23 protein-coding genes and 1 pseudogene are annotated in these 26,921 nt (G+C 71.7%); 17 read left to right on the plus strand and 7 right to left on the minus strand.

The genetic code is table 11. The features are described from left to right. Positions 1-78 precede the first annotated feature (78 nt). The 3 genes from mdlC to I6A81_RS19785 all read left to right on the plus strand — a co-directional run bounded on the left by mdlC (position 79) and on the right by I6A81_RS19785 (position 3,746). Positions 79-1,689: a benzoylformate decarboxylase gene (mdlC, locus tag I6A81_RS19775; RefSeq protein WP_203003834.1), complete on the plus strand. Its 1,611-nt coding sequence runs from the start codon at positions 79-81 to the stop codon at positions 1,687-1,689. Positions 1,690-1,878: 189 nt separating this feature from the next. Next, a complete protein-coding gene (locus I6A81_RS19780; RefSeq protein WP_203003833.1) occupies positions 1,879-2,778 on the plus strand; it encodes an MEDS domain-containing protein in 900 nt (299 codons plus the stop codon). Continuing rightward, on the plus strand, positions 2,775-3,746 hold the full coding sequence (locus I6A81_RS19785; protein ID WP_203003832.1) for a sensor histidine kinase: 972 nt from the start codon (positions 2,775-2,777) through the stop codon (positions 3,744-3,746). The genes I6A81_RS19780 and I6A81_RS19785 overlap by 4 nt, the downstream gene beginning before the upstream one ends. A 106-nt stretch (positions 3,747-3,852) precedes the next feature. Here the strand turns inward: I6A81_RS19785 and I6A81_RS19790 are convergent, their stop codons facing one another. Then, entirely contained in the window at positions 3,853-5,295 is a 1,443-nt protein-coding gene (locus tag I6A81_RS19790; RefSeq protein WP_203003831.1) for an aldehyde dehydrogenase, read from the minus strand. A 255-nt stretch (positions 5,296-5,550) separates the two neighbouring features. Here I6A81_RS19790 and I6A81_RS19795 point away from each other — a divergent pair, with 255 nt between their 5' ends. From I6A81_RS19795 to I6A81_RS19805, 3 genes are read left to right on the plus strand one after another with little or no spacing between them, the layout of a single operon-like run. Continuing rightward, positions 5,551-6,837 carry an aromatic ring-hydroxylating oxygenase subunit alpha gene (locus tag I6A81_RS19795; RefSeq protein WP_203000457.1) on the plus strand — a complete coding sequence of 429 codons (1,287 nt, stop codon included), beginning with the start codon at positions 5,551-5,553 and terminating at the stop codon, positions 6,835-6,837. Next, a complete protein-coding gene (locus I6A81_RS19800) occupies positions 6,834-7,169 on the plus strand; it encodes a hypothetical protein (RefSeq protein WP_203000458.1) in 336 nt (111 codons plus the stop codon). Before I6A81_RS19795 ends, I6A81_RS19800 begins: the two co-directional genes overlap by 4 nt. Beyond that, positions 7,166-8,011 (plus strand): TauD/TfdA dioxygenase family protein, encoded by an 846-nt coding sequence (locus I6A81_RS19805; RefSeq protein ID WP_203000459.1) that lies wholly within the window; start codon positions 7,166-7,168, stop codon positions 8,009-8,011. The genes I6A81_RS19800 and I6A81_RS19805 overlap by 4 nt, the downstream gene beginning before the upstream one ends. Before the next feature lie 18 nt (positions 8,012-8,029). Here the strand turns inward: I6A81_RS19805 and I6A81_RS19810 are convergent, their stop codons facing one another. Then, a complete protein-coding gene (locus I6A81_RS19810) occupies positions 8,030-8,650 on the minus strand; it encodes a TetR/AcrR family transcriptional regulator (protein WP_203000461.1) in 621 nt (206 codons plus the stop codon). A gap of 275 nt (positions 8,651-8,925) precedes the next feature. Here I6A81_RS19810 and I6A81_RS19815 point away from each other — a divergent pair, with 275 nt between their 5' ends. From I6A81_RS19815 to I6A81_RS19845, 7 genes are all read left to right on the plus strand, one after another. Continuing rightward, complete coding sequence (locus tag I6A81_RS19815) at positions 8,926-9,690, plus strand: SDR family NAD(P)-dependent oxidoreductase (RefSeq protein ID WP_203000463.1); 765 nt, start codon at positions 8,926-8,928, stop codon at positions 9,688-9,690. A 73-nt stretch (positions 9,691-9,763) separates the two neighbouring features. Beyond that, a complete protein-coding gene (locus I6A81_RS19820; RefSeq protein ID WP_307874771.1) occupies positions 9,764-10,513 on the plus strand; it encodes a carboxymuconolactone decarboxylase family protein in 750 nt (249 codons plus the stop codon). Then, positions 10,482-11,741 (plus strand): aromatic ring-hydroxylating oxygenase subunit alpha, encoded by a 1,260-nt coding sequence (locus I6A81_RS19825; RefSeq protein ID WP_203000464.1) that lies wholly within the window; start codon positions 10,482-10,484, stop codon positions 11,739-11,741. Before I6A81_RS19820 ends, I6A81_RS19825 begins: the two co-directional genes overlap by 32 nt. 11 nt (positions 11,742-11,752) lie before the next feature. After that, positions 11,753-12,085 (plus strand): hypothetical protein, encoded by a 333-nt coding sequence (locus I6A81_RS19830; RefSeq protein WP_203000531.1) that lies wholly within the window; start codon positions 11,753-11,755, stop codon positions 12,083-12,085. Further along, positions 12,082-13,326: a metal-dependent hydrolase family protein gene (locus tag I6A81_RS19835; RefSeq protein WP_203000465.1), complete on the plus strand. Its 1,245-nt coding sequence runs from the start codon at positions 12,082-12,084 to the stop codon at positions 13,324-13,326. Before I6A81_RS19830 ends, I6A81_RS19835 begins: the two co-directional genes overlap by 4 nt. Before the next feature lie 39 nt (positions 13,327-13,365). Next, the gene (locus I6A81_RS19840) at positions 13,366-13,677 is read left to right on the plus strand and encodes a DUF4286 family protein (RefSeq protein ID WP_203000466.1); all 312 of its coding nucleotides are present in this window, start codon (positions 13,366-13,368) and stop codon (positions 13,675-13,677) included. Positions 13,678-13,811: 134 nt separating this feature from the next. Then, positions 13,812-15,110: an ABC transporter substrate-binding protein gene (locus I6A81_RS19845; RefSeq protein WP_203000467.1), complete on the plus strand. Its 1,299-nt coding sequence runs from the start codon at positions 13,812-13,814 to the stop codon at positions 15,108-15,110. Between the two features lie 347 nt (positions 15,111-15,457). Here I6A81_RS19845 and I6A81_RS19850 read toward each other — a convergent pair whose 3' ends face one another. Then, on the minus strand, positions 15,458-15,709 hold the full coding sequence (locus I6A81_RS19850; protein ID WP_203000468.1) for a DUF6158 family protein: 252 nt from the start codon (positions 15,707-15,709) through the stop codon (positions 15,458-15,460). Between the two features lie 442 nt (positions 15,710-16,151). On the opposite strand from I6A81_RS19850, the gene I6A81_RS19855 reads away from it, so the two are divergent. The 3 genes from I6A81_RS19855 to I6A81_RS19865 all read left to right on the plus strand — a co-directional run bounded on the left by I6A81_RS19855 (position 16,152) and on the right by I6A81_RS19865 (position 20,110). Further along, positions 16,152-17,360 (plus strand): CaiB/BaiF CoA transferase family protein, encoded by a 1,209-nt coding sequence (locus I6A81_RS19855; RefSeq protein WP_307874772.1) that lies wholly within the window; start codon positions 16,152-16,154, stop codon positions 17,358-17,360. Next, positions 17,357-18,592, plus strand: a complete 1,236-nt coding sequence (locus tag I6A81_RS19860) for a CaiB/BaiF CoA transferase family protein (protein ID WP_203000470.1) — start codon at positions 17,357-17,359, stop codon at positions 18,590-18,592. The genes I6A81_RS19855 and I6A81_RS19860 overlap by 4 nt, the downstream gene beginning before the upstream one ends. Positions 18,593-18,850: 258 nt before the next feature. Then, positions 18,851-20,110 carry an ABC transporter substrate-binding protein gene (locus tag I6A81_RS19865; RefSeq protein WP_307874776.1) on the plus strand — a complete coding sequence of 420 codons (1,260 nt, stop codon included), beginning with the start codon at positions 18,851-18,853 and terminating at the stop codon, positions 20,108-20,110. 148 nt (positions 20,111-20,258) lie between these two features. On the opposite strand, the gene I6A81_RS19870 is transcribed toward I6A81_RS19865, so the two are convergent. From I6A81_RS19870 to I6A81_RS19880, 3 genes are all read right to left on the minus strand, one after another. Then, positions 20,259-20,951, minus strand: coding sequence for a TetR/AcrR family transcriptional regulator (locus tag I6A81_RS19870; protein ID WP_307874773.1), 693 nt, complete (start codon positions 20,949-20,951; stop codon positions 20,259-20,261). 344 nt (positions 20,952-21,295) lie between these two features. Beyond that, positions 21,296-23,320: a prolyl oligopeptidase family serine peptidase gene (locus tag I6A81_RS19875; protein WP_203000474.1), complete on the minus strand. Its 2,025-nt coding sequence runs from the start codon at positions 23,318-23,320 to the stop codon at positions 21,296-21,298. Between the two features lie 262 nt (positions 23,321-23,582). Continuing rightward, positions 23,583-25,445 (minus strand): restriction endonuclease, encoded by a 1,863-nt coding sequence (locus I6A81_RS19880; protein WP_203000476.1) that lies wholly within the window; start codon positions 25,443-25,445, stop codon positions 23,583-23,585. Positions 25,446-25,757: 312 nt separating this feature from the next. On the opposite strand from I6A81_RS19880, the gene I6A81_RS19885 reads away from it, so the two are divergent. Continuing rightward, positions 25,758-26,375: an ATP-binding protein gene (locus I6A81_RS19885; RefSeq protein ID WP_307874774.1), complete on the plus strand. Its 618-nt coding sequence runs from the start codon at positions 25,758-25,760 to the stop codon at positions 26,373-26,375. A gap of 213 nt (positions 26,376-26,588) precedes the next feature. Here the strand turns inward: I6A81_RS19885 and I6A81_RS19890 are convergent. Further along, positions 26,589-26,921: pseudogene (locus I6A81_RS19890) on the minus strand (hypothetical protein); the annotation flags it as partial.

A 26,921-nucleotide genomic window follows, 5' to 3' on the forward strand; every position in this document is an offset into this window, starting at 1 on the left:
GTAGCCGGTCCGTCGCGGCCGGTCGCGCGGCGGTCGACGCGTCGCGACGTCCACCCGACCGAGGCGGGCCGCGTACCGATGAGCCAGGGATCAACCGTTCACGGCGTGACGTACGACCTGCTCAGGTCGCTGGGCATGACGACCGTCTTCGGCAACCCGGGGTCGACGGAGGAGCCGTTCCTGCGGGACTTCCCGGCCGACTTCACCTATGTCCTCGGCCTGCAGGAGGCGTCCGTCATCGCCATGGCCGACGCGTTCGCGCAGGTCACCCGGCGGCCCGCGCTGGTGAACCTGCACTCCTCCGCGGGTGTCGGGAACGCCGTCGGCAACCTGGTCACGGCATACCACGGCCACACACCGCTGGTGGTCACCTCGGGCCAGCAGCACCGCGAGATGCTGATCGGCGAGCCCTACCTGGGCAACCGCGACGCCACGACGTTGCCGAGGCCCTGGGTGAAGTGGTCCTATGAGCCGGCCCGCGCCGAGGACGTCCCCGCGGCCCTGATGCGGGCCTACGCGATGGCGGCGCAGCCCCCGGCCGGCCCGGTCTATCTGTCGATCCCGCTCGACGACTGGAACGTCGCGCTGGCCGAGCCGGCCGTCGTGCGCGGCGTGAGCACCGTCGTCGCGCCCGACGCCGAGCGGCTGCTTGGCTTCGCCGAGCGCATCTCGGCGAGCCGGCGCCCGGCCCTGGTGTTCGGCCCCGACGTCGACCGGCGCGGTGGCTGGCACGCGGCCGTCGCGCTCGCCGAGAAGCTGCGGGCGTCCGTGTACGGCCCGCCGTTGCCGGACCGGATCTCGTTCCCGGAGGACCATCCGCTCTACCAGGGGCCGCTCGGGCTCTCCCTGAAGGCCGTGAGCGACCGGCTGGCGGGGCACGACCTCGTGGTCGTCGCCGGAGCCGAGGTGTTCCGCTACTACCCCTACGTCGCCGGCGACGTCCTGCCGCCCGGCACCGCGTTGCTGCAGCTCACGGACGACCCGGCGGTGGCCGCGTCGGCGCGTGCCGGCGACAGCGTCCTCGGTGACCCACGGATCGCCCTCGTACGGCTCACCGAGCTCGTGGCGGAGGGCACTCAGCGCACGCCGCCCAAGCCGATGCGCCGCGCCAGGGCCCTGCCGGACGGGCCGAGCAGGCCACTGACGGCGGCGGAGGTCCACGCGGCGCTGAGCGCGGCCCGCCCGGCGAACGCCGTCCTGCTCTACGAGTCGACCTCGACGATGGCCCTGCGGGACGAGTGGCTGCCGACGGTCGGGCCCGGCTCGTTCTTCGCGACGGCCAGCGGCGGTATCGGGTGGGCGGTGCCGGCGGCGGTCGGCGTGGCGCTTGGTGACCGGGCGCGCGGCGAGAGCCGGCCGGTGATCGGCGTCATCGGTGACGGCTCGTTCCAGTATTCCGTGCAGGCCGTCTGGACCGCGGCGCAGCACGCGTTGCCCGTCGCGTACGTCGTCCTGCGCAACCGGGAGTACTCGGTGTTGAAGTCCTTCGCCGAACTGGAGAACACGCCGGGCGTGCCGGGGCTCGACCTGCCGGGGCTGGACATCGCGTCGCTGGCGCGCGGCTTTGGCTGCCGGGGCATCGACGTCGAGACCGTGGACGAGCTGGAGAAGGAGCTCACCGCCGCGCTGGAGACCGGCACCCCCACCGTGATCGTGGTCGAGACGCGGCCGCAGCACGCCGACCTCTGACGCGACGGCCGGCGCCGCGGGACCGGCGGGCCTCGGGAAGCCGAGGCGTCCGGCTCCGCGGCGCGCCCGTCCGCTGATCTTCGCCGGGTGGGTATGTGGCATTGCGTTACAGTGGCCAGGCGGCCGGGTAGGTGGCCGGACAGCTGACGCTTGGGGTCCCGGCCCAGGGGCCAGCCCGGGGAGGACTGTGTGGCTCGGGTGATCGCGCGCGAGGGCCAGGAGCGCCGGGTCGACGGGATAGGCCAGGGCGACCACCTGTGCCTGGTATACGCCGACGACGCCGAGCAGCGCCGAGTGGTCACCGCGTATGTACGGGCTGGCCTCAGCCGCGGGGAACGGGTGCTGTACTTCGCCGACGCCCGCGCCCCGCGCGAGGTGCTGGGGTGGCTGCGCGCGGAGGGTGTCGACCCGTCCACGGCCCTTACCACCGGCCAGCTCTCCGTGACCACCGCCGCCGTCGGCTATCTCGCCTTCGGCGCGTTCGACGCCCATGCCGTGGCCCAGACCCTGCAGGCCGAGGTGAGCGACGCGCTGTCGGCCGGCTTCACCGGCCTTCGGGTCAGTGGCGAGATGAGCTGGGCGCTGCGCGACGTGCCCGGCGCCGACCAGCTGGGCACCTACGAGACCGCGGTGAACGCGGTGTTCGCGGGCCAGCCGGCCTCGGCGATCTGTCAGTACGACGCGCGCCGATTCAGCGCCGCCGCGTTGGACGACACGCAGCGACGCCACCCGGGAACGGTGGAACTCGCGCCGCTCCACCTCAACAGCCGGCTGCGCGTCACGCCGTCGTTCCGATGCGGGCAGCGGATGCTGCGGGTGCAGGGCACGGTCGACCACCACACCATCGCCGCCTTCGCGGCGACGCTCGAAACCGTTCTGGGATGGCCGGGCGACGTCTGGGTCGACCTGGGTGAGCTGGAGTTCATCGATCTGGCGGGACTGCGGGCGCTGGCCCAGACCGCGGCGCGGCTGCCGGCGGGACGGCGGATGCACCTGGTGGAGCTGGCCCCGTTGCTGTGTCAGGTCGTCAACCTGGCCGAGTTCGACGACATCTCCTCCCTTACCGTCACCGCGCGAGATGCCGCGTGACCGACCCGGCCGGACCTCGCCTTCCCTCGTCACGGCGCCTGACCCACCAGGCGCTGATCTACGGCAGTGACGAGGAGTTCCTCGCCGCGACGGTGCCGTTCTGCCTGGACGGTGTCGACCAGGGCGATTCGCTGCTGGTCATCACCACCGCCGGTAACACCGACCTGCTGCGGGAGGCGCTGCGCGACGCCGTCAACAAGGTCGAGTTCCTCGCCTCCGAGGAGTGGTACGGCACGCCAGGGAGCGCGCTGGGTGCCTGCCACCGGGTGGTCGATCAGCAGGTCGCCGTGGGTGAGCACCGGCGGATGCGGGTGATCGGCGAGCCGCTGTGGCACGGCAGGGACGCGGTGGAGACGGCCGAGTGGACGCGCTACGAGTCGGCGATCAATCTCGCGTTCGCCGCCTGCCCGGCGTGGATGATCTGCCCGTATGACACCAGGCTGGTGCCCGAGGCGGTGATCGCCGACGCGCGGCGTACCCACCCGGAACTGGCCGTGGGGGCGTCCACGCGCTCCAGTCCCGACTACGTCGACCCGGCGGCCACCACCGGTTTCTGGGAACGGCGGATCGCGCCGCTGCCCGCCGACGGCGACGGCGACGCGGCCGTGCTGGACTTCGATGCCGACCTGGCCGCGGTGCGGGTCTTCGTCGCGCGCACCGCGGCCGCCCTCGGCGTCTCGCCCGACGGGGTCGGCCGGCTGGTGTTCAGCGTGAACGAGATCGCGACCAACGCGCTTCAACACGGGGGCGCGGGACGGCTGACGATGCGGCTGGCCGGGCGGCGCCTGGTCTGCGACGTCGCCAACCCCAGCCGGCGCGCCACCGACTGGTTCCTGGGCTACCGGCCACCCGGCCCCGGCCAGGAGCGCGGGTACGGCTTATGGGCGGTGCGGCAGCTGTGCCGCCTGGTGGAGATCGACACCAGCGACGGTGTCACCACCGTCCGGCTGCACGTCGACCTCGACTGAGCCGCCCGCTCCGCCCGGCCGGGACCGGCGAGGACCGCCACGGTCGGCGGCGGCCTGGCCTGGCGACGACGGCCTGGCCTGCGGACGGCGGCCGGGCAGCCGCGGCTCAGGCGATGGAGATCGACTTGATGTCGAGGTAGCCTTCCAGGCCCTCGCGGCCGAGTTCGCGGCCGTATCCGCTGGACTTGACCCCGCCGAAGGGCGCCGCCGGGTCCATGGAGTACCCCTGGTTCACTCCGAAGGTCCCGGCCCGGACCTGGCGGGCGACGTCCAGCCCGCGCGCCGTGTCCGCGGTGAACACCGAGCCGGCGAGGCCGTATTCGGTGTCGTTCGCGATGCGGACGGCCTCGTTCTGGTCGTGGTAGGGGATGACGGCGAGCACCGGGCCGAAGATCTCCTCGCGGGCGACGGTCATGGCGGGGTCGACGGCGCTGAAGACGGTCGGTCGCACGTACCAGCCTCGATCGAGCCCGGCGGGCAGGTCGGTGCCCCCGACGACGAGCCTGGCGCCCTCGCGCACGCCGGCGTCGATGTAGCGCCGTACCCGTTCCTGCTGGCGGCGCGTCACCAGCGGGCCCATCTCGGTGGCTGGGTCGGCGGGGTCGGCGACCCTGATGGCCGACAGGGCCGCCCCGAGGGCGTCGGCGTGGTCGTCGGCGCGGGCCGCCGGTACGAGCACGCGGGTGAGGGCGTTGCAGATCTGGCCGGCCATGCCCATGCCGGAGAGGCGGACGGCCGCGGCGACGGCCGCCGGGTCGGCGTCGTCGAGCGCGATCGCCGCGGACTTCCCGCCGAGCTCGAGGCTGACCCTGGTGAGGTTGCGGGCGCAGGCCGCCGCGACCTGCCGGCCGGCGGCCGTCGAGCCGGTGAACGACACCTTGTCGATGCCCGGGTGGGCGACGAGGTGGGCGCTCGTGTCCCGGTCCGCCGGGACGACGTTCACCACGCCGGGCGGCAGCCCGGCCTGCTCGAACAGGGCCGCGAGCACCAGCGCGTCGAGCGGTGACTCGGGCGCTGGCTTGAGGACGACCGCGCACCCCGCCAGCAGAGCGGGGATGACCTTGGTGATGGTCAGGAACTGCGGCATGTTCCACGGGATCACGGCGGCGACGACGCCGACAGGCTCCTTGCGCAGCAGCACGTCCCGGCCGTAGACGCCCGGCCGGTCCTCCTGCCACGCGTAGTTCCGCGCGATGTCGGCCAGCGCGTTCATCGTCGAGAGTGCCAGGCCCACCTGGGCGCGCCGGGCGAAGGAGATCGGCGCGCCGAGCTCGGCGGTGATCACGTCGGCCAGTTCGTCGCGGCGTTCGCCGTAGAGGCCGGCGAGCCGCCGAACCGTCTCGATCCGCTCGGCCGGGTCGAGACGCGGCCAGGGTCCCTCGTCGAAGGCACGGCGCGCGGCCGCGACCGCGTCGTCGACGTCCGGCGGTCCCGCCGCCGCGACCCGGGCGATCGGTTCCTCCGTGTGCGGGGAGATCACCTCGATGGCCTGGTCGGTGCGCGGGGCGACCCATCGGCCTCCGATGAACAGGGTGCCGTGCTCGTCCATGAGCGCTCCTGGGCGTCGATGCTCGGCCCGCTCCGGGTCGGAGCGGGTGCGCGCGGCGGTCGTGTCCGTGCCGCCGTGTCCGTGCCTGTGCGTCCGTGCCGGCGGGCCCGTGTCGGCGGCCCGCGCGGGCCGACGGCCGCCGAAGCCGCCTTGCGCGGGCCGCGGAAGCCATGTTAGTCACTTGGGGAACAAGCTGTTAGTCAGTCGGAGAACGGTTCGACCGGGATCGAGGGCGACCTCGACAGGAGGATGGTCATGGCGCGACTCGCCACACCGCCGGCCAGCTGGACGACGCGCTACCCGGAGCTGGGCACCGGCCTGGTGTCCTACGAGGACTCGATCTCGCCGGAGTTCTACGAGCTCGAACGCGAGGCGATCTTCCGCCGGGCCTGGCTGAACGTGGGCCGCGTGGAGCAGCTGCCCCGCAAGGGCAGCTACTTCACCAAGGAGCTCGCGGTCGCCAGGACGTCGCTGCTCCTCACGCGGGACCTGGACGGCCAGGTGCGGGCCTTTCACAACGTGTGCCGCCACCGGGGCAACAAGCTGGTCTGGGACCACACCCCGCGCAGCGAGACCAGCGGCGTGTGCCGCCAGTTCATGTGCAAGTACCACGGCTGGCGGTACGGGCTCGACGGGCAGCTGAAGTTCGTGCTGCAGGAGGAGGAGTTCTTCGACTTCGACAAGGCCGACTTCCCGCTGGTGTCGGTCCACTGCGAGGTCTGGGAGGGCTTCATCTTCGTCAACCTGGCCGACGAACCCAGCCAGTCGCTGCGCGAGTTCCTCGGGCCGATGGTGCTCGGTCTGGAGGGCTACCCGTTCCACCTCTGCGGCGAGCGGTTCGCGTTCAAGGCGCAGATCCTCAGCAACTGGAAGATCTTCCTGGACGCCTTCCAGGAGTACTACCACGCCTCGGTGCTGCACTCGCAGCAGCAGGTCCCGTCCCTGCGGAGTTTCGAGACCGGCTACAAGGTCCCGCACTTCCAGATCGACGGGCCGCACCGGCTGATCAGCACGGGCGGCTGGAAGGGCACGCCACGCCACCTGCTGCCGCCGGAGCAAATGTACCCGATCGAGCCCGCGACCCAGGCCGGCCTCATGGGCCCGTGGGAACGGCCCGACATCCCCGAGCTCGACCCCGCCAACCTGCCCGCCGGGCTCAACCCGGGCAACCTCCAGCCGTGGTCGATCTCGAACTTCCAGATCTTCCCGAACTTCGTGATCCTCGTGTACGAGCGCGGCTGGTACCTCACGTACCAGTACTGGCCGACGTCCGCCGGCACCCATGACTGGGAGATGTCGTACTACTTCCCGCCGGCGCGTACCGCCAGCGAGCGCATCCGCCACGAGGTGACCGCCGTCGTGTCGAAGGAGGCCGCCCTCCAGGACGCCGCCACCCTCGACGGCACCCAACAGGGCCTGGAGTCCAGGGTGATCGACAAGTACCCGCTGTCCGACCAGGAGATCACCGTCCGGCACCTGCACAAGGCGGTCGGCGACTGGGTTCAGGCCTACCTGCGAGACGGGAAGGGGACCCGCGCGTGAGCGACCGGATGCTGCCGGAGGAGTTCGCCGATCTGGAGCCCTTCGCCGCGAGGTGGTGCATCGCGACCGAGGCGGGCCGGTACGCCGAACGGCTGAACAGCACGATGGCGGAGCTGGAGGCGTTCTACGGCGCGGCTCACCCGCGCGTCGGCGCGGCCATGGCCTACCTGGACGGCTTCGAGCTGTCGGACCTGCCCGAGCCGCAGCTGAACCTGCTCCACCTCGTGTACTCGCTGATCATGGTTTCCCTGCCGGTAGAGGTCTGGCACCAGCCAAGGGTCATCGACAGCGGCACCGCCTACTTCGACCGCTACCTGGAGCCCGTGCCGTGACCGCGACGATCACCTGTGAACCCCTGGCCGCGACCGTCGGCGCCGCGGTGAGCGGCGTCGACGCCGACCAGCTCGCCAAGGACGACACGATCGCCGCGTCGGTCCTCGAGGCGCTGGAGCGGTACGGCGTGCTCGTCTTTCGCGGCCTGAACCTCGACCCGGACAACCAGATCGCCTTCTGCCGCCGGCTCGGCGAGATCGACTACGAGTACGGCCACCACCCGGTGGCCGGCATCTACCGGGTGACCCTGGACAGGTCGAAGAACTCCTCGGCCGACTACCTCAAGGCCACCTTCCACTGGCACATGGACGGGTGCATGCCGCTGCACGGCGAGCCGCCGCAGAAGGCGACCATCCTCAGCGCCAAGCAGGTGGCGGCGTCCGGCGGGGAGACGGAGTTCGCCAGCACCTACGCCGGCCACGACGCGCTGTCCGACGACGAGAAGGAGCGGTTCGCCGCGCTGCGGGTCGTGCACACGTTCGAGGCGTCCCAGCGCACGGTCTACCCGGACCCGACCCCGGAGCAGCTGGCGCGGTGGCGCGCCCGGCCGAGCTCGACGCACCCCCTGGTCTGGACGCGGCGCACCGGCCGCAGGTCGCTGGTCATCGGCGCGCACGCCAGCCACGTCGTCGGGATGGATCTCGAGGAGGGCCGGGCGCTGCTCGGGGGGCTGCTCGACCGCGCGACCAGGCCCGAGCGCGCCTACCGCCACCACTGGTCGGTGGGGGACACGGTCATCTGGGACAACACCGGCGTCGTGCATCGCGCGGCGCCCTACGACCCGAGCTCGCCGCGGGAGCTGCTGCGCACGACGGTGTTCGGCGACGAGCCGATCCGTTGATCGCCGGGCGGGCCGGTCCTACCCGGCCGGGCTGGCGAGGGCGTCCCGCGCCGGGCGGCGGTCGCCCTCCAGGGCGCGGATCTCACGCTCGATCACCGCCACCAGCTCCGCGTGGCCGATGTCGACGTCGAACGCGTCCTCGATGTGCAGGAACCGGGAGACCGCCGCGATGACGAGAATCAGCGACGCCGGCGGCCACCGGCGCGGGTCGAGTCCGTAGCCGGTCAGCACGTCCGAGAGCGCCTCGAGCTGCAGGGTCCGGAACTTCCGCGAGTACGCGCCGATTTCTGCCCGTATCGCCTTGCGGTGATTGGCCAGCGCGATGAACTCCATCGTCAGCGCGTTGCTGGAGAAGTCCTGGGTCAGCTCCCACAGGGCCCACAACGGCTGCGGCGACCGCAACACCTGCCGCAGCCGGGCCAGGCTGCGCTCGGCGCCCCGCCGGAACAGCTCGACGAACAAGCCGTCCATCGTGCCGAAGTAGTAGTAGACGAGCCCGTTGTTGACGCCCGCCCGCTGGGCCAGCCGGCGGGTGGTGACCGCGGCGTAGCCCTCCTCGAGCATCAGGGCCTCGGTGGCGTCGAGCAGCGCCGTGCGGGTGATCGACTCGTCGACGACGCTCCGCCGTGCCGGCGCCATGTCCATCCTCCCGCGGCTCCCAGGGCCTGATCCCGCCCCTAGTTTCGCGCCGAGCGCCCAGGGGAGGGCGCTTGCCTCCGGCCGAACCCCATGTTAGTCATGTGAAGAACAGTGTTAGTCGACTGACGAACACCCTGCTGGAACAGGAGAACGCGTCGACGGGCCGCGCCAGCGTGATGAGGACCACGACACCGGCGGGTCGGCGCGCGGCGCGTCCCGCGTGAGCCGGTGACCGACCCCGTCGAAGTGATCCACGAATGAGGAAGGACACAGCGATGGCGCGTAGCAGGACGCCGCGCTCCCGGGTGGCGGTCGTCACCGGCGGGGCGTCGGGCATCGGTGAGGCCACCTGCCATCACCTGGCCGAACGCGGCCACCGGATCGCGGTGCTCGACCTCGACACGGCGGGCGTGGAACGGGTGGTCAAGGAGCTGCGCGCCAACGGGGCGCGGGCGCTCGGCCTCACCGCCGACGTCACGGACCGCGGCGCCCTCGACGCCGCCTTCGCCGAGACCCGCGCGGCGCTCGGGCCGACCGAGATCCTGGTGACCAGCGCCGGCCTCGTCGCCTTCGAGGAGTTCGACCAGATCACGCTCGAGCACTGGGACCGGGTGCTCGCCGTCAACCTCACCGGCACCTTCCACTGCTGCCAGGCAGCCCTGCCCGACATGGTCGCGGCCCGCTGGGGCCGCATCGTCACGATCTCGTCGTCCAGCGCCCAGCGGGGCTCACCGAAGATGGCGCACTACGCGGCCGCCAAGGGCGGCGTGATGGTGCTGACCAAGTCGTTGGCCCGCGCCTACGCCTCCCACGGCATCACGGCCAACTGCATACCGCCGTCGGGCATCGAGACGCCGATGCAGCACCGGGACCAGGCCGCCGGGCACCTGCCGCCCAACGAGGTCATGGCCAGGACGATTCCGCTGGGCCATCTCGGGACCCCGGACGACATCGCGGCCGCGGCCGCGTTCCTCGCGTCCGAGGAGGCCGGCTTCATCACCGGGCAGGTCCTGGGCGTCAACGGCGGGCAGGTGCTGTGAGCAGGCCTGATCCGGCAGGAACCCAGGAGTTCGCCGATCCGGTGCGCAGCCCAGGGAACAGGGCCCAGACGCGGTGACCAGCGCCGTGGCGCCGCGCATCGGCCCGTTGCCGGCGGCCGAGTGGACCGCGGAGGACCGCGCGCTGATGCGCGGCCACCTGACCCGCGCCGAGCGCTACCTGTCCGGCGCCGCCGACGCGCCGCCGATGCCGCCGATCCTGGGCCTGCTGGCCCGTCATGTCCGGGTCGGCGGACCGTGGCTGGCCTTCAGCGGCCGGCTGCTGGAGGACGGCACCCTGCGGCCACGGGACCGGGAGCTGCTGATCCTGCGCGTCGGCGCGCGGACCCGCTGCCGCTACCTGTGGGCCGAACACGTCCGCATCGGCCGGGAGACCGGTCTCACCGACGCCGACCTGGCCGCGGTCGCCACCGGCACCGCGGTCGCCGCCGGTGCCGAGGCCGCGGCTGGTGCCGAGGCCGCCTCCGGCACCGCGGTCGCCGCCGGCGCGGAGGCCGGCGGGTGGGCCGGACGCGACCGCGACCTGCTGGCGGCCGTCGACCAGCTGGTGGACACCCACGTCGTCGACGACCCGACCTGGGCGCGCCTGGCCGAGGAGTTCGACGAGCGGGAGCTCCTCGAGCTGATGTTCGTCGTCGGCAGCTACCTGTGCCTGGCCATGGTGCTCAACAGCGTCGGGCTGGCGCCCCCGGCCGAACCCGACGACGCACCGGTTCCCTGGCCGGGCCCGGCCGCGAGTCCGTCCCCCGTCGACCCCCAGAAGGAGGAGAACCATGCCGCGTTTCCCGAAACCGCCGGAAGGTAGCTGGACCGAGCACTACCCGGGCCTGGGCACCGGGCCGGTGTCCTACGAGGACTCGATCTCGCCCGAGTACTTCGAGCGCGAGAAGGAGGCGATCTTCAAGCGGGCGTGGCTGAACGTCGGACGGGTCGAGCAGTTGCCACGCATGGGCAGCTACTTCACCAAGGACATCAAGGCCGCCCACGCGTCGATCGTCGTCGTGCGCGACAAGGCGGGCCAGGTGCGGGCCTTCCACAACATGTGCCGCCACCGCGGCAACAAGCTCGTCTGGACCGACGACCCGAAGAAGGAAAGCCAGGGCGTCTGCCGCCAGTTCGCCTGCAAGTACCACGGCTGGCGCTATGACCTCGACGGCTCGCTGACGTTCATCCAGCAGGAGGGCGAGTTCTTCGACGTCGACAAGAGCCAGTGGGGGCTGGCGCCAGTGCACTGCGACGTCTGGGCCGGGTTCATCTTCGTGAACTTCGCCCACGAGCCGAAGCAGCCGCTGCGCGAGTTCCTCGGGCCGATGGTGACCGACCTGGAGGGCTACCCGTTCGAGAGGATGACCGCCCGGTTCGGGTACAGCACCACGGTCGGGGCGAACTGGAAGCTCTTCATGGACGCGTTCGCGGAGTTCTACCACGCGCCCGTCCTGCACGGGAACCAGTCGCCGGAGAAGTACTCGAAGGCCGCCCTGCAGGCCGGTTTCGAGGCGCCGCATTACCAGATCGAGGAACCGCACCGGCTCGTGAGCACGTCCGGTGTCCGGTTCTGGGAGATGGGCGCGGACATGATCAAGCCGATGGAGGCGCTGACCCGCGGTGGGCTGTTCGGCCCGTGGGACAAGGCCGACCTCGGCGAGATGCCGAAGGGCGTCAACCCGGCGAAGTGCGACCCCTGGGGGCTGGACTCGTTCCAGCTGTTCCCGAACTTCGTGATCCTCATCTGGAGCCAGGGCTGGTACCTCACCTACCACTACTGGCCGACCTCGCACAACACGCACGTCTTCGAGGGCAACGTCTACTTCCTGCCGGCCACGAACATCCGTGACCGGATCGCGCAGGAGATGTCGGCGGTAACGTTCAAGGAGTTCGCGCTACAGGACGCGAACACGCTCGAAGCCACCCAGATGATGCTCGAGACCCGGTACGTCGACCGCTTCCTGCTGAACGACCAGGAGATCCTCTGCCGTCACCTCCACAAGGTCGTGGGCGACTGGGTCAACGACTACGAGGGAGCCCGCCGATGAGCGCCGAGGGAGTGAACACCCTGCTGCCGGCGGAGTTCGCCGATCTCGAACCGTTCGCCGCGAAGTGGTGCCTGGCGACGGAGCCGGAGCGGTACGGCACGCGGCTGGCCAGCACGACCGAGGAGATGCAGGTCTTCTACGACGCGGTCACCCCGCGGGCCGAGGCCGCGATGGCGTACCTGTCGGAGCTGCCGTACGACGCGCTGCCCGACGACGCGCTGAACCTGCTGTACCTGCTCTACTCGATGATCCAGGCGTCGTTCCCCGCCGAGATCTGGCGGCAGCCGAGGGTCCCGGACACGGGCGCCACGAGCTTCGACTGCTTCATCGAGCCGGTGCCGTGACCGCGCCGACCGTCCTACGCGCCGCCCGGTGGCTGGATGTCGACGCCGACGAGGCCCGGTCGCCGGCGGTGATCGTGGTGGAAGGAAACCGCGTCGTCGCGGTGAACCCCGCCGGGGTCCCCGCCGGCGCGACGGAGATCGACCTGGGTGACGTGACGCTGCTGCCCGGGCTGATGGACATGGAGCTCAACCTCCTCATCGGCGGCCCGGAGACGCCGACGGGCCTGCCGCTGCCGATGCACGGAGTCCAGGACGACCCGGCGTACCGTACGCTGCGCGCGACCATCAACGCCCGCAAGACCCTGCTCGCGGGGTTCACGACGGTCCGCAACCTCGGCCTGATGGTCAAGACGGGCGGCTACCTGCTCGACGTCGCGCTGCAACGCGCCATCGACCAGGGATGGGTGGAAGGCCCGCGCATCGTCCCCGCGGGGCACGCCGTCACTCCCTACGGCGGCCACCTCGACCCCACGGTGTTCCAACGGCTGGCACCGGGGATCATGCCGCTGTCCGTCGGCGAGGGGATCGCCAACGGCGTCGACCAGGTTCGCCACTGCGTGCGTTACCAGATCCGCCATGGCGCCAAGGTGATCAAGGTGTCGGCGTCGGGTGGCGTGATGTCGCACAGCACCGGCCCCGGCGCCCAGCAGTACTCCGACGAGGAACTGGCCGCGATCGCCGACGAGGCGCACCGGGCCGACATCCGCGTCGCCGCGCACGCGGTGGGGGACCGGGCGGTGCGGGCCTGCGTCGAGGCCGGGATCGACTGCGTCGAGCACGGCTTCCTCGCCAGCGACGAGACGCTGAAGCTGATGGCCGAACGCGGCACGTTCCTGGTGTCCACCACCTACCTGACCGACGCGATGGACGTCGCGCGGGCGGCACCGGAGCTCCAGGCGAAGGCCGCCGTGGTCTTTCCCCAGGCCAGGGCGATGCTGCCGAAGGCGATCGCCGCCGGCGTCCGGATCGCCTGCGGCACCGACGCCCCCGCCATCCCCCACGGCGACAACGCCAAGGAGCTGGCCGCGCTGGTGGCGCGCGGCATGACCCCGACCCAGGCCCTGCGGGCGGCGACCGTCACCAGCGCGGAGCTGATCGAGCGGGACCACGAGCTCGGCCGGCTTCGCGAGGGCTTCCTCGCGGACGTCATCGCCGTCCCCGGCGACCCCACCCAGGACATCACCGTCACCCAGGACGTCCGGTTCGTCATGAAGGACGGCCACATCCACAAGAACGCCTGACCAGCTCGGAGACCTGACCACCGAAGAAAGGAGCGCCGGATGACCAGCGGCGTGCTCATCGTCGAATCGCGCCCCGCCTCGCCCGAGGAGGCGGCGGCCTACCACGACTGGTACGACAACACGCACCTGCCCGAAATCCTGAAGGTCGAGGGCTTCGTCTCCGCCCGCCGCCTGGAATCGCTCGATGGCGACACCTTCCTCGTCATCTACGAGATCGACGGCGACGTCGAGACGGCGAAGGCGGCGCTGGGCCAGGCACAGGCCTCGGGAACGATGTCCCGGCCGCAAGGCGTAGAGCTCACCCCGCCGCCGATCGTGCGCTACTTCCGGTACCTCGGCCCCGCCAGCTGAGGCGGCCCGGTAGCACCCGCGGCTCTGTCCCGCCGGCCGTTCGGCCGGCGGTCATCGCTTTCCCGAGCCGGCCGGACCGCCTCCATCGTGGACCGGCCGGCGCTTTCACGATCGCGCAGAGGAGTCGACGACACATGCCGAAGACCATGAACCCGACTGGCCGGTGGGTCGGGAGACGGCCCAGACGACGCGCGGCGAGCGCGCGCTTAGGCGCCGCGGCCCTGGCCGCGGGCCTGCTGCTCGTTGGATGCGGCGGCGATGACGGGGGTGACGACACCCCGACCGCCGCCGGCACCAGCGACTCCGGGCTGCTGGGGCCGGTCGCGCGCGCCACGGGCGCACCGGTGCGGATCGGGCTGATCTCGGACGGCAAGGGCCCCGTCTCGGACCTGTCGATCGAGTTCGCCGTGAGCGACGCCACCGTCGCCTACCTCAACGAACGCCACTCCGGCATCGCCGGCCGGCCCATCGAGCTGGTGACGTGCGAGACGCTGTCGGACCCGGCCAAGGGCACCGACTGCGCCAACCGCATGGTCGAGGAGAACGTCGTCGCCGTCGTCGCCGGTTCGTCGACGGTGCTGGACAGCATGTGGCCGCCGATGCGCGACGCGAAGCTACCCCTGATGATCTACTCGGCGAGCGGCGCCGCGCTGCGGGACAGCGAGTCGACGTTCGCGCTGACCAACCCCTTCTTCAATCTGGTCACCTTCCCGATCCAGATGGCGAAGGACGTCGGCACGGACAAGGTGACCGTGATCTCGGTCGACTCGCCGAACGCGACGAGCGTCTACCAGGTGGTCGAGCCCGCGATCGAGAAGGCGGGCCTGGAGTTCGACCTGATCCGGATCGCCCCCGGAACGGCCGACATGACGCCGCAGCTGCGGCCGCTGGCCGCCGGCGACCCCGGGATCGTGGAGGTCGCGGGGAACGACGCGTTCTGCATCAGCGCGTTCAACGGCCTGCGGGACGTCGGCTTCACCGGCACCGTCATCGGCCTGTCGAACTGCATCAGCGACAGAACCCAGAAGGCGGTGCCCGGGTCCTTCCTGAAGGGCATGCACGTCCCCGCGTCGGCGCCCGTCGGCACGGACAACCCGTCGACCCGGCTGTTCGAGGCCGTCGCGACCACCTATGGCAAGGACATCGACACCAGCAGAGCGGCCGCGATGAGCATGTTCACGGTGCTCGCCGCCTTCCAGTCGGCGACCTCGCAGGTCTCCGGGGACGTGACGCCGCAGGCCGTCATCTCCGCGATCAAGGCGGCGCCCGAGAGGGACCTCCCGGCTGGTGGCGGGCTGCGGTTCCGCTGCAACGGCAAGGCCGACCCGACCATGCCGGCGGTCTGCGTCCGCGGCGGGCTGCTGACGACCCTGGACGACAAGGGACACCCCACCGAGTACAAGCCGGTCGGCGTCACCCCGATCGAGGACTAGTCCGCGGCGTCCGCCGACGTTGCCCGCTACGCATGATCGCCGATAGTGCCCCCGGGAGGTCGTGGACCGGGGCCAGATCACGACCTCCTTAGGGCAGAAACGGCGATCATGTCCGGCGTCGAGACAGGGCGAACCCTGGCGGGGCCGGCACTGGTTCGTGGCGTTTCCGCGGCCGGCGAGCACCTCGGCCGGCCGCGGAAACGCGCGATAGATGTCGGTCCTCGGGAATACCGGCGCCGCCGAGGGCGGGGATGGCGGGCGCGGTCCGGCGCCGCTCGGGTCGGGGTGAAGGTCCGCGAGCGGGCGGACGGGCCCCGCCGCCCGCGTTCGCGGACGTCATCGCTTCGTCAGCCGGCGTCCGCGGCGCGGCGCGCGCCCGCGCGGGTCCTGGCGGGATTCGGGGCGGACTCCCCCGGGAACCGGGTGAGGTACTCGGCCTCGAGCTCGAGCATGCGCCGGGTGTGCGTCTCGAGCGCGTCCTGGCTGCCGTGGAGCACCGTGTCGTGGCGGGTGGCGTGCAGCCGGTCGAGCTCGCGGCGCACGTCGTCGTCGCTGAGCTGGTGCGCGGGGACTCCAGTAGGGCGATGAGTGGTGGTCATGAGGGGCGGCGTACCCGGAACGCCCCGCTATATCCCGGGAGGCAACTCCTCGCGGCGACCGCGGCCCCGAGGCGACGAGCGGCCGGTCGGCGACCGTCGGGGGTGCCCGTCGACGGCGCCGGGCGGGCTGTCAGGGCCGCCCGGCAGCCGCCGGGCGCGCCCCGCCGCCCCTCGACGTGTGGAGGTCCAGGGGTCGGGAGGCCCGGGTGCCAGCTCGGGCACGGATCGAACATATGCCGCGAATCGTGCATGGGTCTGGACTTTTCTGTCAAGCGCTTGATAGAAATCGTGCTCCTGGTGCTTCACCTTCCCCAGGCCCTCACCCAGGAGGCAGCGCGTGGTCGGACCGTCGTCGCAGGCCGATGCCGGTTGGCCGGCAGATCGGTGGGCCGGGAGCCCGTCCGACCTGGAAGCCAGGTCGACCGCCTTACGCCGGATTCGCGTGTGCGACCTGTCCGGCCAGTTAGCCGGCGCCGGGGCGACCAGGATCCTCGCGGCGTTCGGCGCCCAGGTGATCCGCGTCGAGGACCCGGCGACCAGCGGCGGCTGGGACATCGTCCGCGGGGCCCCGCCCTACAACGACGAGCGCCGGGGCATCGAGTTCGGCGGCAGCTTCAACAACCACAACACCGAGAAGCTGGGAATCACGATCAACCTGCGCACCGAGCGCGGGCGTGACCTGCTCACCCGGCTGATCACGATCTCGGACGTCGTGACCGAGAACTTCGCCGGCGGGGTCTTCGCCCGGCTCGGCTTCCCGTACGAGCGGCTTCAGGAGATCAAGCCGGACATCGTCTACGTCTCCCACAGCGGATTCGGCGCCACCGGTCCCTACCGCGACTTCCGCACCTGGGGGCCGATCGTCCAGGCGGTGAGCGGCCTGACCTTCACCTCGGGCCTGGCGGGGCAGCCGCCGGCCGGCTGGGGATTCTCGTACATGGACCACCTGGGCGCCTACGCCATGGCGATCGCGATGCTCGCGGCGCTGTGGCACCGCGACCAGACCGGCGAGGGACAGTGGGTGGACCTGGCCGGCGTCGAGGTGGGCCTGAGCCTCACCGGAACCGACATCCTCGACCATCATGTCAACCGCAGGGCCCCGCGGTCGCCGGGCTCGGTCGACTCCAACCGCGCCGGCGCGCCCGTGATGGCGCCGCACGGGATCTACCCCGCCCTGGGGGAGGACCGCTGGATAGCGCTGGCCTGCCGTGACGACGCCGACTGGGCCCGTCTGGCGGACGCGATCGGCGAGCCATGGGCCGCGGACGCCCGGCTGGCCACCCTCGCGGCCCGGCTCGCCGAACAGGACGCGCTCGACGCCCGGCTGGCGGCCTGGACCGCCGGCCAGGGCGGCCAGGAGCTCGCGGACCGGCTGGTCGCGGCCGGGGTACCCGCCAGTCCCGTCCGCACGCCGGCCGAGCGGATCGACGGTACGCCGGCGACGCCCGGCTGGGACCTCTGGCCGACCGTCGCGCATCCCGACATCGGGCCGGCGCGGGTCGAAGGGCTGCCGGTGCACCTGTCGGAGACCGACTGGTCGCTGCGCCGCGGGGCGCCCCGGCTCGGCGAGCACAACCGTTTCGTCCTGGGTGAGCTGCTCGGCGTCGGCGAGGCCGAGCTGGCCGAGCTGACGGCCGAGGGGGTCATATGAACGGCCCACTGCGCGGGCTGCGCGTCCTGGAGCTCGCGGGGGAGTTCTCCGCCTACCCGGGCAAGGTGCTCGCCGACCTCGGAGCGAACGTCATCGTGGTCGAGCCCGCGGGCGGTTCGGTGACCCGCTCGTGGGGCCCGTTCGCCGGGGACGAGCCGGCACCCGAGGCGAGCCTGCAGTGGCGGCACTACAACACCTCGAAGCGCGGCATCCTGCTCGATCTCGGCGCCGACGCCGACCGCGAGCGGTTCCGGCGGCTGCTCGTCGACTGCGACGTGCTCCTGGAAGGGCTGGCCACGCGGGAGGTCACCGCGCTCGGGCTCGACCCGGCGACCTTCGCCGACGACTACCCGTCGCTGGTCTGGGTCTCGGTGACGCCGTTCGGGCGGCGCGGGGCGTCTCCCGACGTGCCGACCACCGATCTCACGCTGCTGGCCGGCGGCGGCCCGGCGCACAGCTGCGGCTACGACGACCACACGCTGCCGCCGGTACGCGGCGGCGGAGGGCAGAGCGCGCACGTCGCGGGATCCTTCGCGGTGGCGTCCGCGCTCACCGCGCTGCTGCACCGCACGGTCTCCGGGCGTGGGCAGCACGTCGACGTCAGCGTCGACGCCGCGCTCAACGTCTCCAGCGAGCTGGCCACCACCCAGTACCTCGCCGACGGCGGCATCGTGCGGCGGCAGACCGGCCGGCACGCGATGGTCGACCAGACCGCCCCGACGCAGGTCGAGGCGGCCGACGGGCACCACGTCGTCCTGGGTTTCCCGCCGCGGGCGGCCGAGGACTACGCCTCGATCGTCGAATGGATCGACCTTGCCGGGCTGCGCGACGACTTCCCGGACGTGGTGCTGCTGGAGCTCGGGGTCGAGCGCGGCGGCGTGGCCGTCGTCGAGCTCGCGACCGACCCGCTGGCGCGGGAGATCTGGAACGCCTCCCGCGACGCGATGATGCTGCTGGCCGCGCGCCTGCCGGCATATGACTTCTTTCTGGGCTGCCAGCGCCGCGGGCTCGTCGCGGGATTCGTGGCGTCCCCGGAGGAGGCGGTCGCCGACCCGCACCTCGTCGCCCGCGGATTCGCCACGGAGGTGACGGACCCCTACACGGGCCGGGTCGAGACCCATCCCGGCGCGCCCTACCGTTTCAGCCGCACCCCCTGGCGAATATCCCGACCGGCTCCCCGGCTCGGGGAGCACACCGAGAATGTCCTCAAGACGGGCTGGGCGCAGGACTGAGGGCCCGCCCGGGAGTTCGGCGCACTGACGTCTTCCAGAAGAACTCGTATATGCGACCGGCTGACGTTCTTTTCCAGACCGTGGTCGTTCCGTCTGACACCGGACAGTGACCTCCTTGGGCCGCGCCGCCGCCAGTATCCGTACCGGCGGCGACCGGCCGGCGTTTTCCACCACGACAAGATGGGATCAGTCATGAGGAAAATTGCGATCTCGCGTGGATCCGCGGGCCGCCGACGAGCGCGAGGACGCGTGGCCGGGATCAGGTTAGCGGCTTCGGCCGCCCTGGCCGCGAGCCTTTTCCTGGTCGCCGGATGCGGCGGCGGTGGTGACGACGGCGCCGAAGGTACCGGCGGGGGTTCGACGGCCGGCGCCGCGGGCGCCGCCGACCTGCTCGGGCCGTCCGCGCCGGCGAAGGGCGACCCGGTCCGGATCGGCATGATCTCGGATGGCAAGGGCCCCGTCTCGGACCTGTCCTACGAGGAGCGCGTCGCCGACGCCACCATCGAGTGGCTCAACGAGCACCGTTCCGGAATCGCCGGCCGGCCGATCGAGATCGTGAAATGCGACGCCCTGGCGGACCCGGGCAAGGGCACCGACTGCGCCAACCGGATGGTCGAGCAGGACGTCGTGGCCGTCGTCGTCGGCTCGTCGTCGGTCGGGGAGAGCATCTGGGCTCCGCTGCACGAGGCGAAGATCCCGTTGATGTTCGCGAACACGACCGCCGCCGGGGCGCTGACGGACACCGAGACGACCTTCAACCTGACCGACCCGTACTTCGGTCAGATCGACCTGCCCGCCCAGCAGGCGAAGGACAAGGGTCTCAAGAAGGTGACCGCGGTCGTGATCGACGTGCCCGTCGTCTCGGCCTTCTACAAGTCGGTCGCGCCGGCGCGGTTCCAGAAGCTGGGGGTCGACCTCGACGTCGTCTCGGTCCCGCCGGGCACGGCCGACATGACCCCGCAGCTGCGGGAGATCGCGACCGGGGACCCGGGTGTCGTGTCGATCGTCGGCGGCGACGCGTTCTGCATCAGCGCGCTCAACGGCCTGCGCTCGGTCGGGTACGACGGCCCGGTCGTCGCCCTGGCGCTGTGCATCACCGACGCGACGCGCAAGGCGGTGCCGGCGGACGTGCTCGAGGGCATGGCCGTCTCCGCGACCGCGCCCGTGGGCACGGACAACCCGTCGACCCGCCTGCTGGGCGCCGTGGTCGACGCCTATGGCCATGACATCGACGTCCACCGGCCGGGCACGATGAGCATGTTCACCGTGGTCGCCGCCTTCGGGGCGGCCGTGGAGGGGCTCACTGGCGACGTCACCCCCGCGTCGATCGCCGCCGCCATCAAGGCGATGCCGGAGAAGGACCTGCCGGGCGCCGAGGGCCTGCGCTTCCGGTGCAACGGCAAGGCGGTTCCCGACCAGCCCGGGGTGTGTGTGCGAGGCGGGCTGGTCGCGACGCTGAACGACAAGGGCGAGCCGGACGGGTTCACCCCGGTCGGGGTCTCACCGATCGAGAACTGAGCCGGCGGGTAACCGGATGCCTGGCCGGTCGCCGCGGCGGCGACCGGCCAGGCTGCCGTCCTGAGGGCACGTCGCCGCGTCGAGCGCGTCACCGCGCCCACTCTCCCTGGAGAACCGCCAACACCCGCCCTGACCGGGCGGCCTTCCGTCAGCGAGCCGACGCCGTCGCCGGCTTCTGGCCATGGGACGTCGCCTGGCCATGGGACGCCGCCCCCCGCCCGGGCCCGCCCGGCGTGGCCGAGGTCGGGACGGCGCCGGCGAGCACGCTCGTGACCGTGTCGGTCAGCATCGTCAGCAGCTGTTCCCGGGTCACGTCGACCTGGGAGCTGACCCATTCGGCCACCCCGCGGTTCCCGGCGCCGGACAGGATCAGCACCAGCGCGCAGCCCACCCGGTAGACGCGTTCGGCCTCGCTGATACCGGGGGTGAGCGGGGTCAGGAGCGCCACGACGGCCTCGCTCTCCGGCGTGGCCCTGGAGTTCACGAGGTGCCGGAACTCGGGGTCGTTCATCAGCGCGGCAAGGAAGGGGTGGTAGTACCGGCCGGTCTCGTGTTCGGCCATCTCGGTCGCGGCGACCACCATGGCGTGGGCGATGTCGTGAATGGTGACGTTGCCGTCGGGGACATTCCCGGCGAACAGGCGCTCGATATCGGCGCGGAGCTCCTCGGTGCGAGCGTCCACGATCGCGAGCACCAGGGCGGCCTTGGAGCCGAAATGGTAGTGGACGGCGTCCCGGCTGATGCCGGCCTCGGCGGTGATCTGACGGGTCGAGGTGCGAGCGATTCCCTGGTCCGCGAAAAGCCGCTCGGCCGTCCGGAGAAGCAGCTGCCGCGTGTGCACGCCACGCGGGTCCTTACGCACGTCCGGACGAGCAGGAATTCCCGACACAAGCGGCAACTATACCGGAGCCGTTCTCACTCCCGTCCGGTTGTCGGCGCCGGGCCGGGATCCCCGCCGCGCCGGCCGGCCCTGGCCGGACAATCACCGGCCCGGCCGGTAGGAATATCACGTTCCGCCCGCGGATGACCGCGACGCCGCCCGGCTGCCCGCGTCCGCGCCCACGCCGGCCGCGACGCAGGCGTGAGTCGCGGGCCGTCGAGACGGCGATTCCGCCCCCGCGGAGCGCGCCGCGTTCCGCGGGGCGTCCGTCAGCGGTACGGCCACGGACGCGGGCCGCGCCCGGGCTACTCGGCCGCGGCCGGGCCGGTGCCGAGGGTGCGCCAGAGGAACTCGTAGGTCAGGGCCAGCTTGTGGGCCAGCTGCTCGTTGTCGGCGGCGCCGCCGTGGCCGCCTTCGATGTTCTCGTAGTAGCGCACGTCGTGGCCGAGCTCGCGCAGGCGCGCGACCATCTTGCGGGCGTGCCCGGGATGGACGCGGTCGTCCCGGGTCGACGTGGTGACGAGCGTCGGCGGGTAGCGACGGTCGGGGTGGACGTTCTGGTAGGGGGAGTACTCCCGGAGGAACGCCCAGTCGGCCGGGTCGTCGGGGTCGCCGTACTCGGCCACCCATGAGGCTCCGGCGAGCAGCTGGTGGTAGCGGCGCATGTCGAGCAGCGGCACCGAGCAGACGACGGCACCGAACAGCTCCGGATAGCGGGTCAGCATGACGCCCATGAGCAGGCCGCCGTTGGAGCCGCCCTCGATGCCGAGCCGCGCCGGCGTCGTGATTCCCCGGCCGACGAGGTCCCTGGCCACGGCGGCGAAATCCTCGTAGGCGCGCGGCCGGTTCTCCCGGAGGGCCGACTGGTGCCAGTTCGGGCCGTATTCCCCGCCGCCGCGGATGTTGGCGACGACATACGTGCCGCCGCGCGCCAGCCAGGCGCGGCCGACGGTCCCGCTGTAGCCAGGGGTCAGCGAGACCTCGAAGCCGCCATACCCGTAGAGCAGGGTCGGCCCGGGCCCGCCGGTGCCGACGACGAAGTACGGGACGCGGGTGCCGTCGTCCGACACGGCGAAATGCTGGCTGACGGCGTGGCCGTCGGCCGGGAAGAACGCCGGCGCCTGCCTGAGGATCTCCGGCTGTTCGCCGACGTCGCCCCGGTACAGGGACGCAGGCTGGGTGTAGCCGCTGACATTGAGGTAGTACTCGTCGTCGACGTCGGGGTTGGTGTCACAGATCGAGGCCGAGCTGGTGTCCGGGAGATCGGCCAGCGGCGCCCTCGTCCAGCCCGCCGCTGTCGGGGTGAGCACGGTGATCTGGCTTTTCACGTCCCGCAGCGTGACGACGATCAGATGGTTGCGGGTCCACGCGTGGTAGTCGAGCGAGGTGTGCTCGTCCGGTTCGAAGAGGACCTCGAGCTCTCGTCGTCCGGCGAGGAAGGCGTCGAAGTCGGCCGCGAGCAGCGCGCCCGCCGGATAGACGCTCTCGCCGACGGCCCACGCAGACCTGGTGGCGATGAGCAGCCAGTCCCGGTGCACCGAGGCGTGCGCGTCGTCCGGGACGTCGACGCGGACCAGCCCGGCCGGGGTACGCAGGTACAGCTCGCTTCGGTAGAAGTCGACGCTTCGGCGGACGAAGTCGCGCGCGAAACCCTCGGTCGGGTCGTGGTACGCGCCGACCGAGACGTCATCCGGCTCGCCCTCGAACACCGGGACGGCGTCGTCGAGCGGCGTGCCGCGCCGCCATTCCCTGACCACGCGCGGGTAGCCGGACGCCGTCAGCGAGCCCTCGCCGAAGTCGGTGCCGACGTAGACCCGGTCCTCGTCGATCCAGCTGACCGTGCTCTTGGCCTCGGGCAGGAAGAAGCCGTCGTCCACGAAGGACTTGGCGACCAGGTCGAATTCCCGCACGACGCTCGCGTCCGCGCCGCCGCGGGACAGCTCGACCAGGGCCAGCTGATAGTCGGGCCGCAGGACCCGAGCGCCGTGCCATACCCAGTTCTCGCCCTCGCTGGCGGCGAGCGCGTCGACGTCGAGCACTACCTCCCAGTCCGGGGCGGCGTCGCGGTAGGACGCCAGCGTGGTGCGCCGCCACAGGCCACGCGGATGAGCCGCGTCGCGCCAGAAGTTGTAGAGGTGCTTGCCCCTCGTGACCGGATAGGGAATCCGGTCGTCCGCGTCGAGCACCTCGCGGATCTGCGTACGCAGCGCGGCGAAGTCGGCGGACTGGGTGAGCTCGGCGAACGTCTCGGCGTTGCGCTCCCGCACCCAGGCGAGGGCGGCTTCCCCGGCGATGTCCTCGAGCCAACGGTGCGGATCATCGTCGGCCATCTCCCAAGTCTGCCTGACAACGGCCGCCATATCCGACAAGTCCCGTCAGCCGTGGCCTCGGCGACAGGTCCGCCGGGCCGCGCGGGCCCACCCGTCGCGCCGCCCGCCCGGCCTGGTCTCGCCTTGGTCTCGGGCGGTCTCGATGTCGCCCCCGCGGCGAGGCGCTTCGGGCGGGCCACGCCGGAGCGCTCCTCCGTCCGGGCTGTCGGCCCTTTCACATCCACCGGTTGACGGGCCGGGCGTGCCCTGGCCTGGATTCGAGCTACGGCAGCCGCCAGAGAATGGCCGTGTCGTCCTCTCCGCCGGTGGCCAGCACGCCCGCGCGGCCAACGTGTACCGATCGCACGGCGCCCGTATGGGCGGTCCAGTCCGCGACGGTCCCCGGGCTCGCGCTCTCCAGGTCCCACACCCGGACGATCCCGCGACCGTCACCGGTGACCAGGCGACGGTCATCGTTGGTGAACGCCGCGGTGTGGACTTCCGCGCCGTCGTGGCGCAGGCCGACGATCTTCTTGGGCTCCTCCGGGTCACTCGTGTCCCAGAGCGCGGCGGAGCCGTCGGTACCGGTGGTCGCCATCCGGTGGCCCCGCGCTGAGAAGGCGATGGCCTCGACCTTCCCGAAGTGGGCGTCCCTGGTCGAGCGGGCCACCGGCCGGGCGCGATCGGTCACGTCCCACATCGTCACCGTGCCGTCGTCGGCCCCGACCGCCAGCAGCGGGCCTTTCGGGTGGAACGCGAGGGCCCGCGTGCTTACCCCGGAGCCCGGGAGACGGCCCGCCTGCCGAGCCGGCAGTTCCCAGATCAGGACGAGCCCGCTGTCGTCGGCCGACACGAGCGTGGCGCCGTCCGAGGAGAACGCGACCGCGTGCACCTCGGCGGCATGACCTGACAGTTCCCCACCCTGGGGTCTCCTCGGGTTGCCGATGGTCCACAGATCGAGGGTGGATGCCCTGTCCTTCGGTGAGTTGCCGGCCGCGAGCAACTTCCCGTCGGGTGAGAACGCCAGCGCGAACACGGCCAACGTCTGCCCGTCGTTCGACCAGACCCTTCTGGGGCTGGCGACGTCGCCGACAGTCCACAGCATGGCGTTGTTGTGCCATTCCCAGCCGCCCGTCGCCAACAGATCATCCGTGGGCGAGAACGCGACGGCACATATCGACCCGGGCATGGGGCCCAGCACCGACAGCCTGAACGGCTGGTCGGAGTCCGTGGGGGCCGAGCCGTCGGCCGTCGCCGTCGCCACGGGCGCCGGTGAGGCGGAGCCGGTCGGCCCCGGCGACCCTTCGGCCGCGCCGCCCGGTCCCCGGCCGTTCACCGCGTGCCCGACGGGTACCGCCACGGCCGCTGTCGCGCCCACGAGCCCGGCGAGGAGCAACGACCTACGGCCGATCGTCGACCGGGCCGCGCCGTCCACATCGGCGGGAGGAGTTTCGACCCCGCCTCCGGACCGGGCCGCAGGTATGGACGCCGCCGGTATGGACGAGGAGGGCGGCGAGCCGTCGGACGGCGGTTGGCCGGGCGCGACCCTCGCGGAGTCATGGCCCGTTTCCACGACCTGGGCCGCGTGGTCAGCCGGAGCCGCCGCGGCTGAGACGAGATCGTCGACTCCCACGAGCAGGCTGCCCCGGAAGCTGGCGACGTCGCGGGCCGCCTCGATGAGACGTTGAGGCGAGATCTTCCCGTAGACCATGGCCTCGACGTGCTCGCGCTCGAACAGCAGCACACGGGGGCGCTGACCGTCCCGGCGCAGGCTGTCGAGGGCGGGCTCGGTGTAGCCACTCATCGAGACGAAGATGCCGAACGTTCCTTCGGCGCGTTGCCGAACGCGGCTGGCAAGAACCGAGAGTGGGCCGTAGTCAATCTTGGAGCTGTACCACTTCGCTTCGAGCACGTAACGGGTGCCGTGCAGCCTGAAAACGACGTCGAGCTCGCCGAGTTCGGTTTCCTGGTTGGCGAGGGCGTCGACGCCGTACACCGTCAGCATGTCAGCCAGGAAGCCGTTGAAAAGGACGCCGCGCCGCTGCGCCGTCAGGTCGCTGGCAAGCTGGTCGAGCTGCTCGTATCTCGCTGACAGGCGTTGACGAGTCGCGGGATCGGACCACCCTGCCTGCTCGCCGTCAGTCAAATGCCGCCGGTCCGACGCTGGCTGGCCGCTGGTTGCCAAGATATCCCCCGAAAGGCGAACTACGGAAGCTCAGGATAGCGACGAACGATTGGGCGTCCCGACCGGCCTCGACGGCGGCAATGACGCCGAGGGTGTCAGCGGTCACGGTTCTGCCTGCCGCTACCCGACGCCTCTACCCGTGACGCCGGCCGGCCGGCCGCGGCGGCGCATGCCGAACTGGCCTCGCGCCTTGGGGCGGCGGCGCTCCCGCATGCGCCATGCGCCGCTCGGCGTCATCAGGGGTCAAGGCCGGCCGATATTCACGGTCGGTCGGTGGCTACGCTGCCGTTCGTGGCGACTCTCCTCTGGATCAACGGGCCGAACGCCGTCGGCAAGACCCAGGTCGCCTTCAGCCTGGCGCGTCGGCTGCCGGGGAGTTTTGTCAGTGACCCGGAGCATCTCGGGTTCGCGATGCGCCGGATGCTGCCGAAGGCCCGACGGGTGGACTTCCGTGAGATCCCGCTGTGGCGTCATGGCGCGGGGGCGATGCTCGCCCGTGCGCTCGCCGGCGACGAGGACCCGGTGATCGTGCCGATGACGGTCGTGGACGTGGGTCAGCTCGCCGAGCTGACCGCGCCGGCCCGCGACGCCGGCCACCGGGTGCAGCACGTCACCCTGCTCGCCTCTCCGGCGACGATGCGGCGTCGGATTCAGCGGCGTGGGGAAACGTCCCGCGGCTTCAGCGCCCGCCAGGTCGACCACTCGCTGGCCGTCCTGCGGGGCGAGGGGTTCGCCCGTCATCTCGACACCGACGACCTGACGATCGCCCAGGTCGCCGACGACATCGCGCACGGCGCGGGGTTTACCCCGCGGCCGGAAACCGACGGCCTGCTGGCCCGCCGCGCCCGCCAGCTGACCGTTCAGCTGCGCCACATCCGCGTCAACCCCTGAACCGCGGATCTTCTTCAGCGCGTCAGCGCTTCAGCCTGGAGCGGCGGCGCGGGAGCGGGTTGCGGTCAGCGCGGTCAGCGCGGTCAGCTGGCGTGCGCCGAACACCGCGTGGGCGAAGGTCTCGCGAGGTCGAACCGAACGAGTCGAACCCCTCACGTTGTCCAGCCTGCGGCCAGCCCAAGTCAGGGGTTCGATCTCGACTCCGCGTGCGCGTTACGGTTGCGTCCAGAAGTTGGTGCCGATGCCGCCGTCGGGGCCGATCCAGTAGACGTCGGCATGTTCCGCGAATCGGCTGAGTGTGGCGATGGCGCCCGGTGCTGCCGATCCGGGTGGTGCGATGGGGAATGGTTGGTGCCAGCCTTCGGCTTGGGTCCAGAAGTTGGTGCCGATGCCGCCGTCGGGGCCGATCCAGTAGACGTCGGCGTGGTCCGCGAATCGGCTGAGTGTGGCGATGGCGCCCGGTGCTGCTGATCCGGGTGGTGCGATGGGGAATGGTTGGTGCCAGCCTTCGGCTTGGGTCCAGAAGTTGGTGCCGATGCCGCCGTC

The organism is Frankia nepalensis, assembly GCF_016786325.1.
GTDB classification, from domain to species: Bacteria; Actinomycetota; Actinomycetes; order Frankiales; family Frankiaceae; genus Pseudofrankia; species Pseudofrankia nepalensis.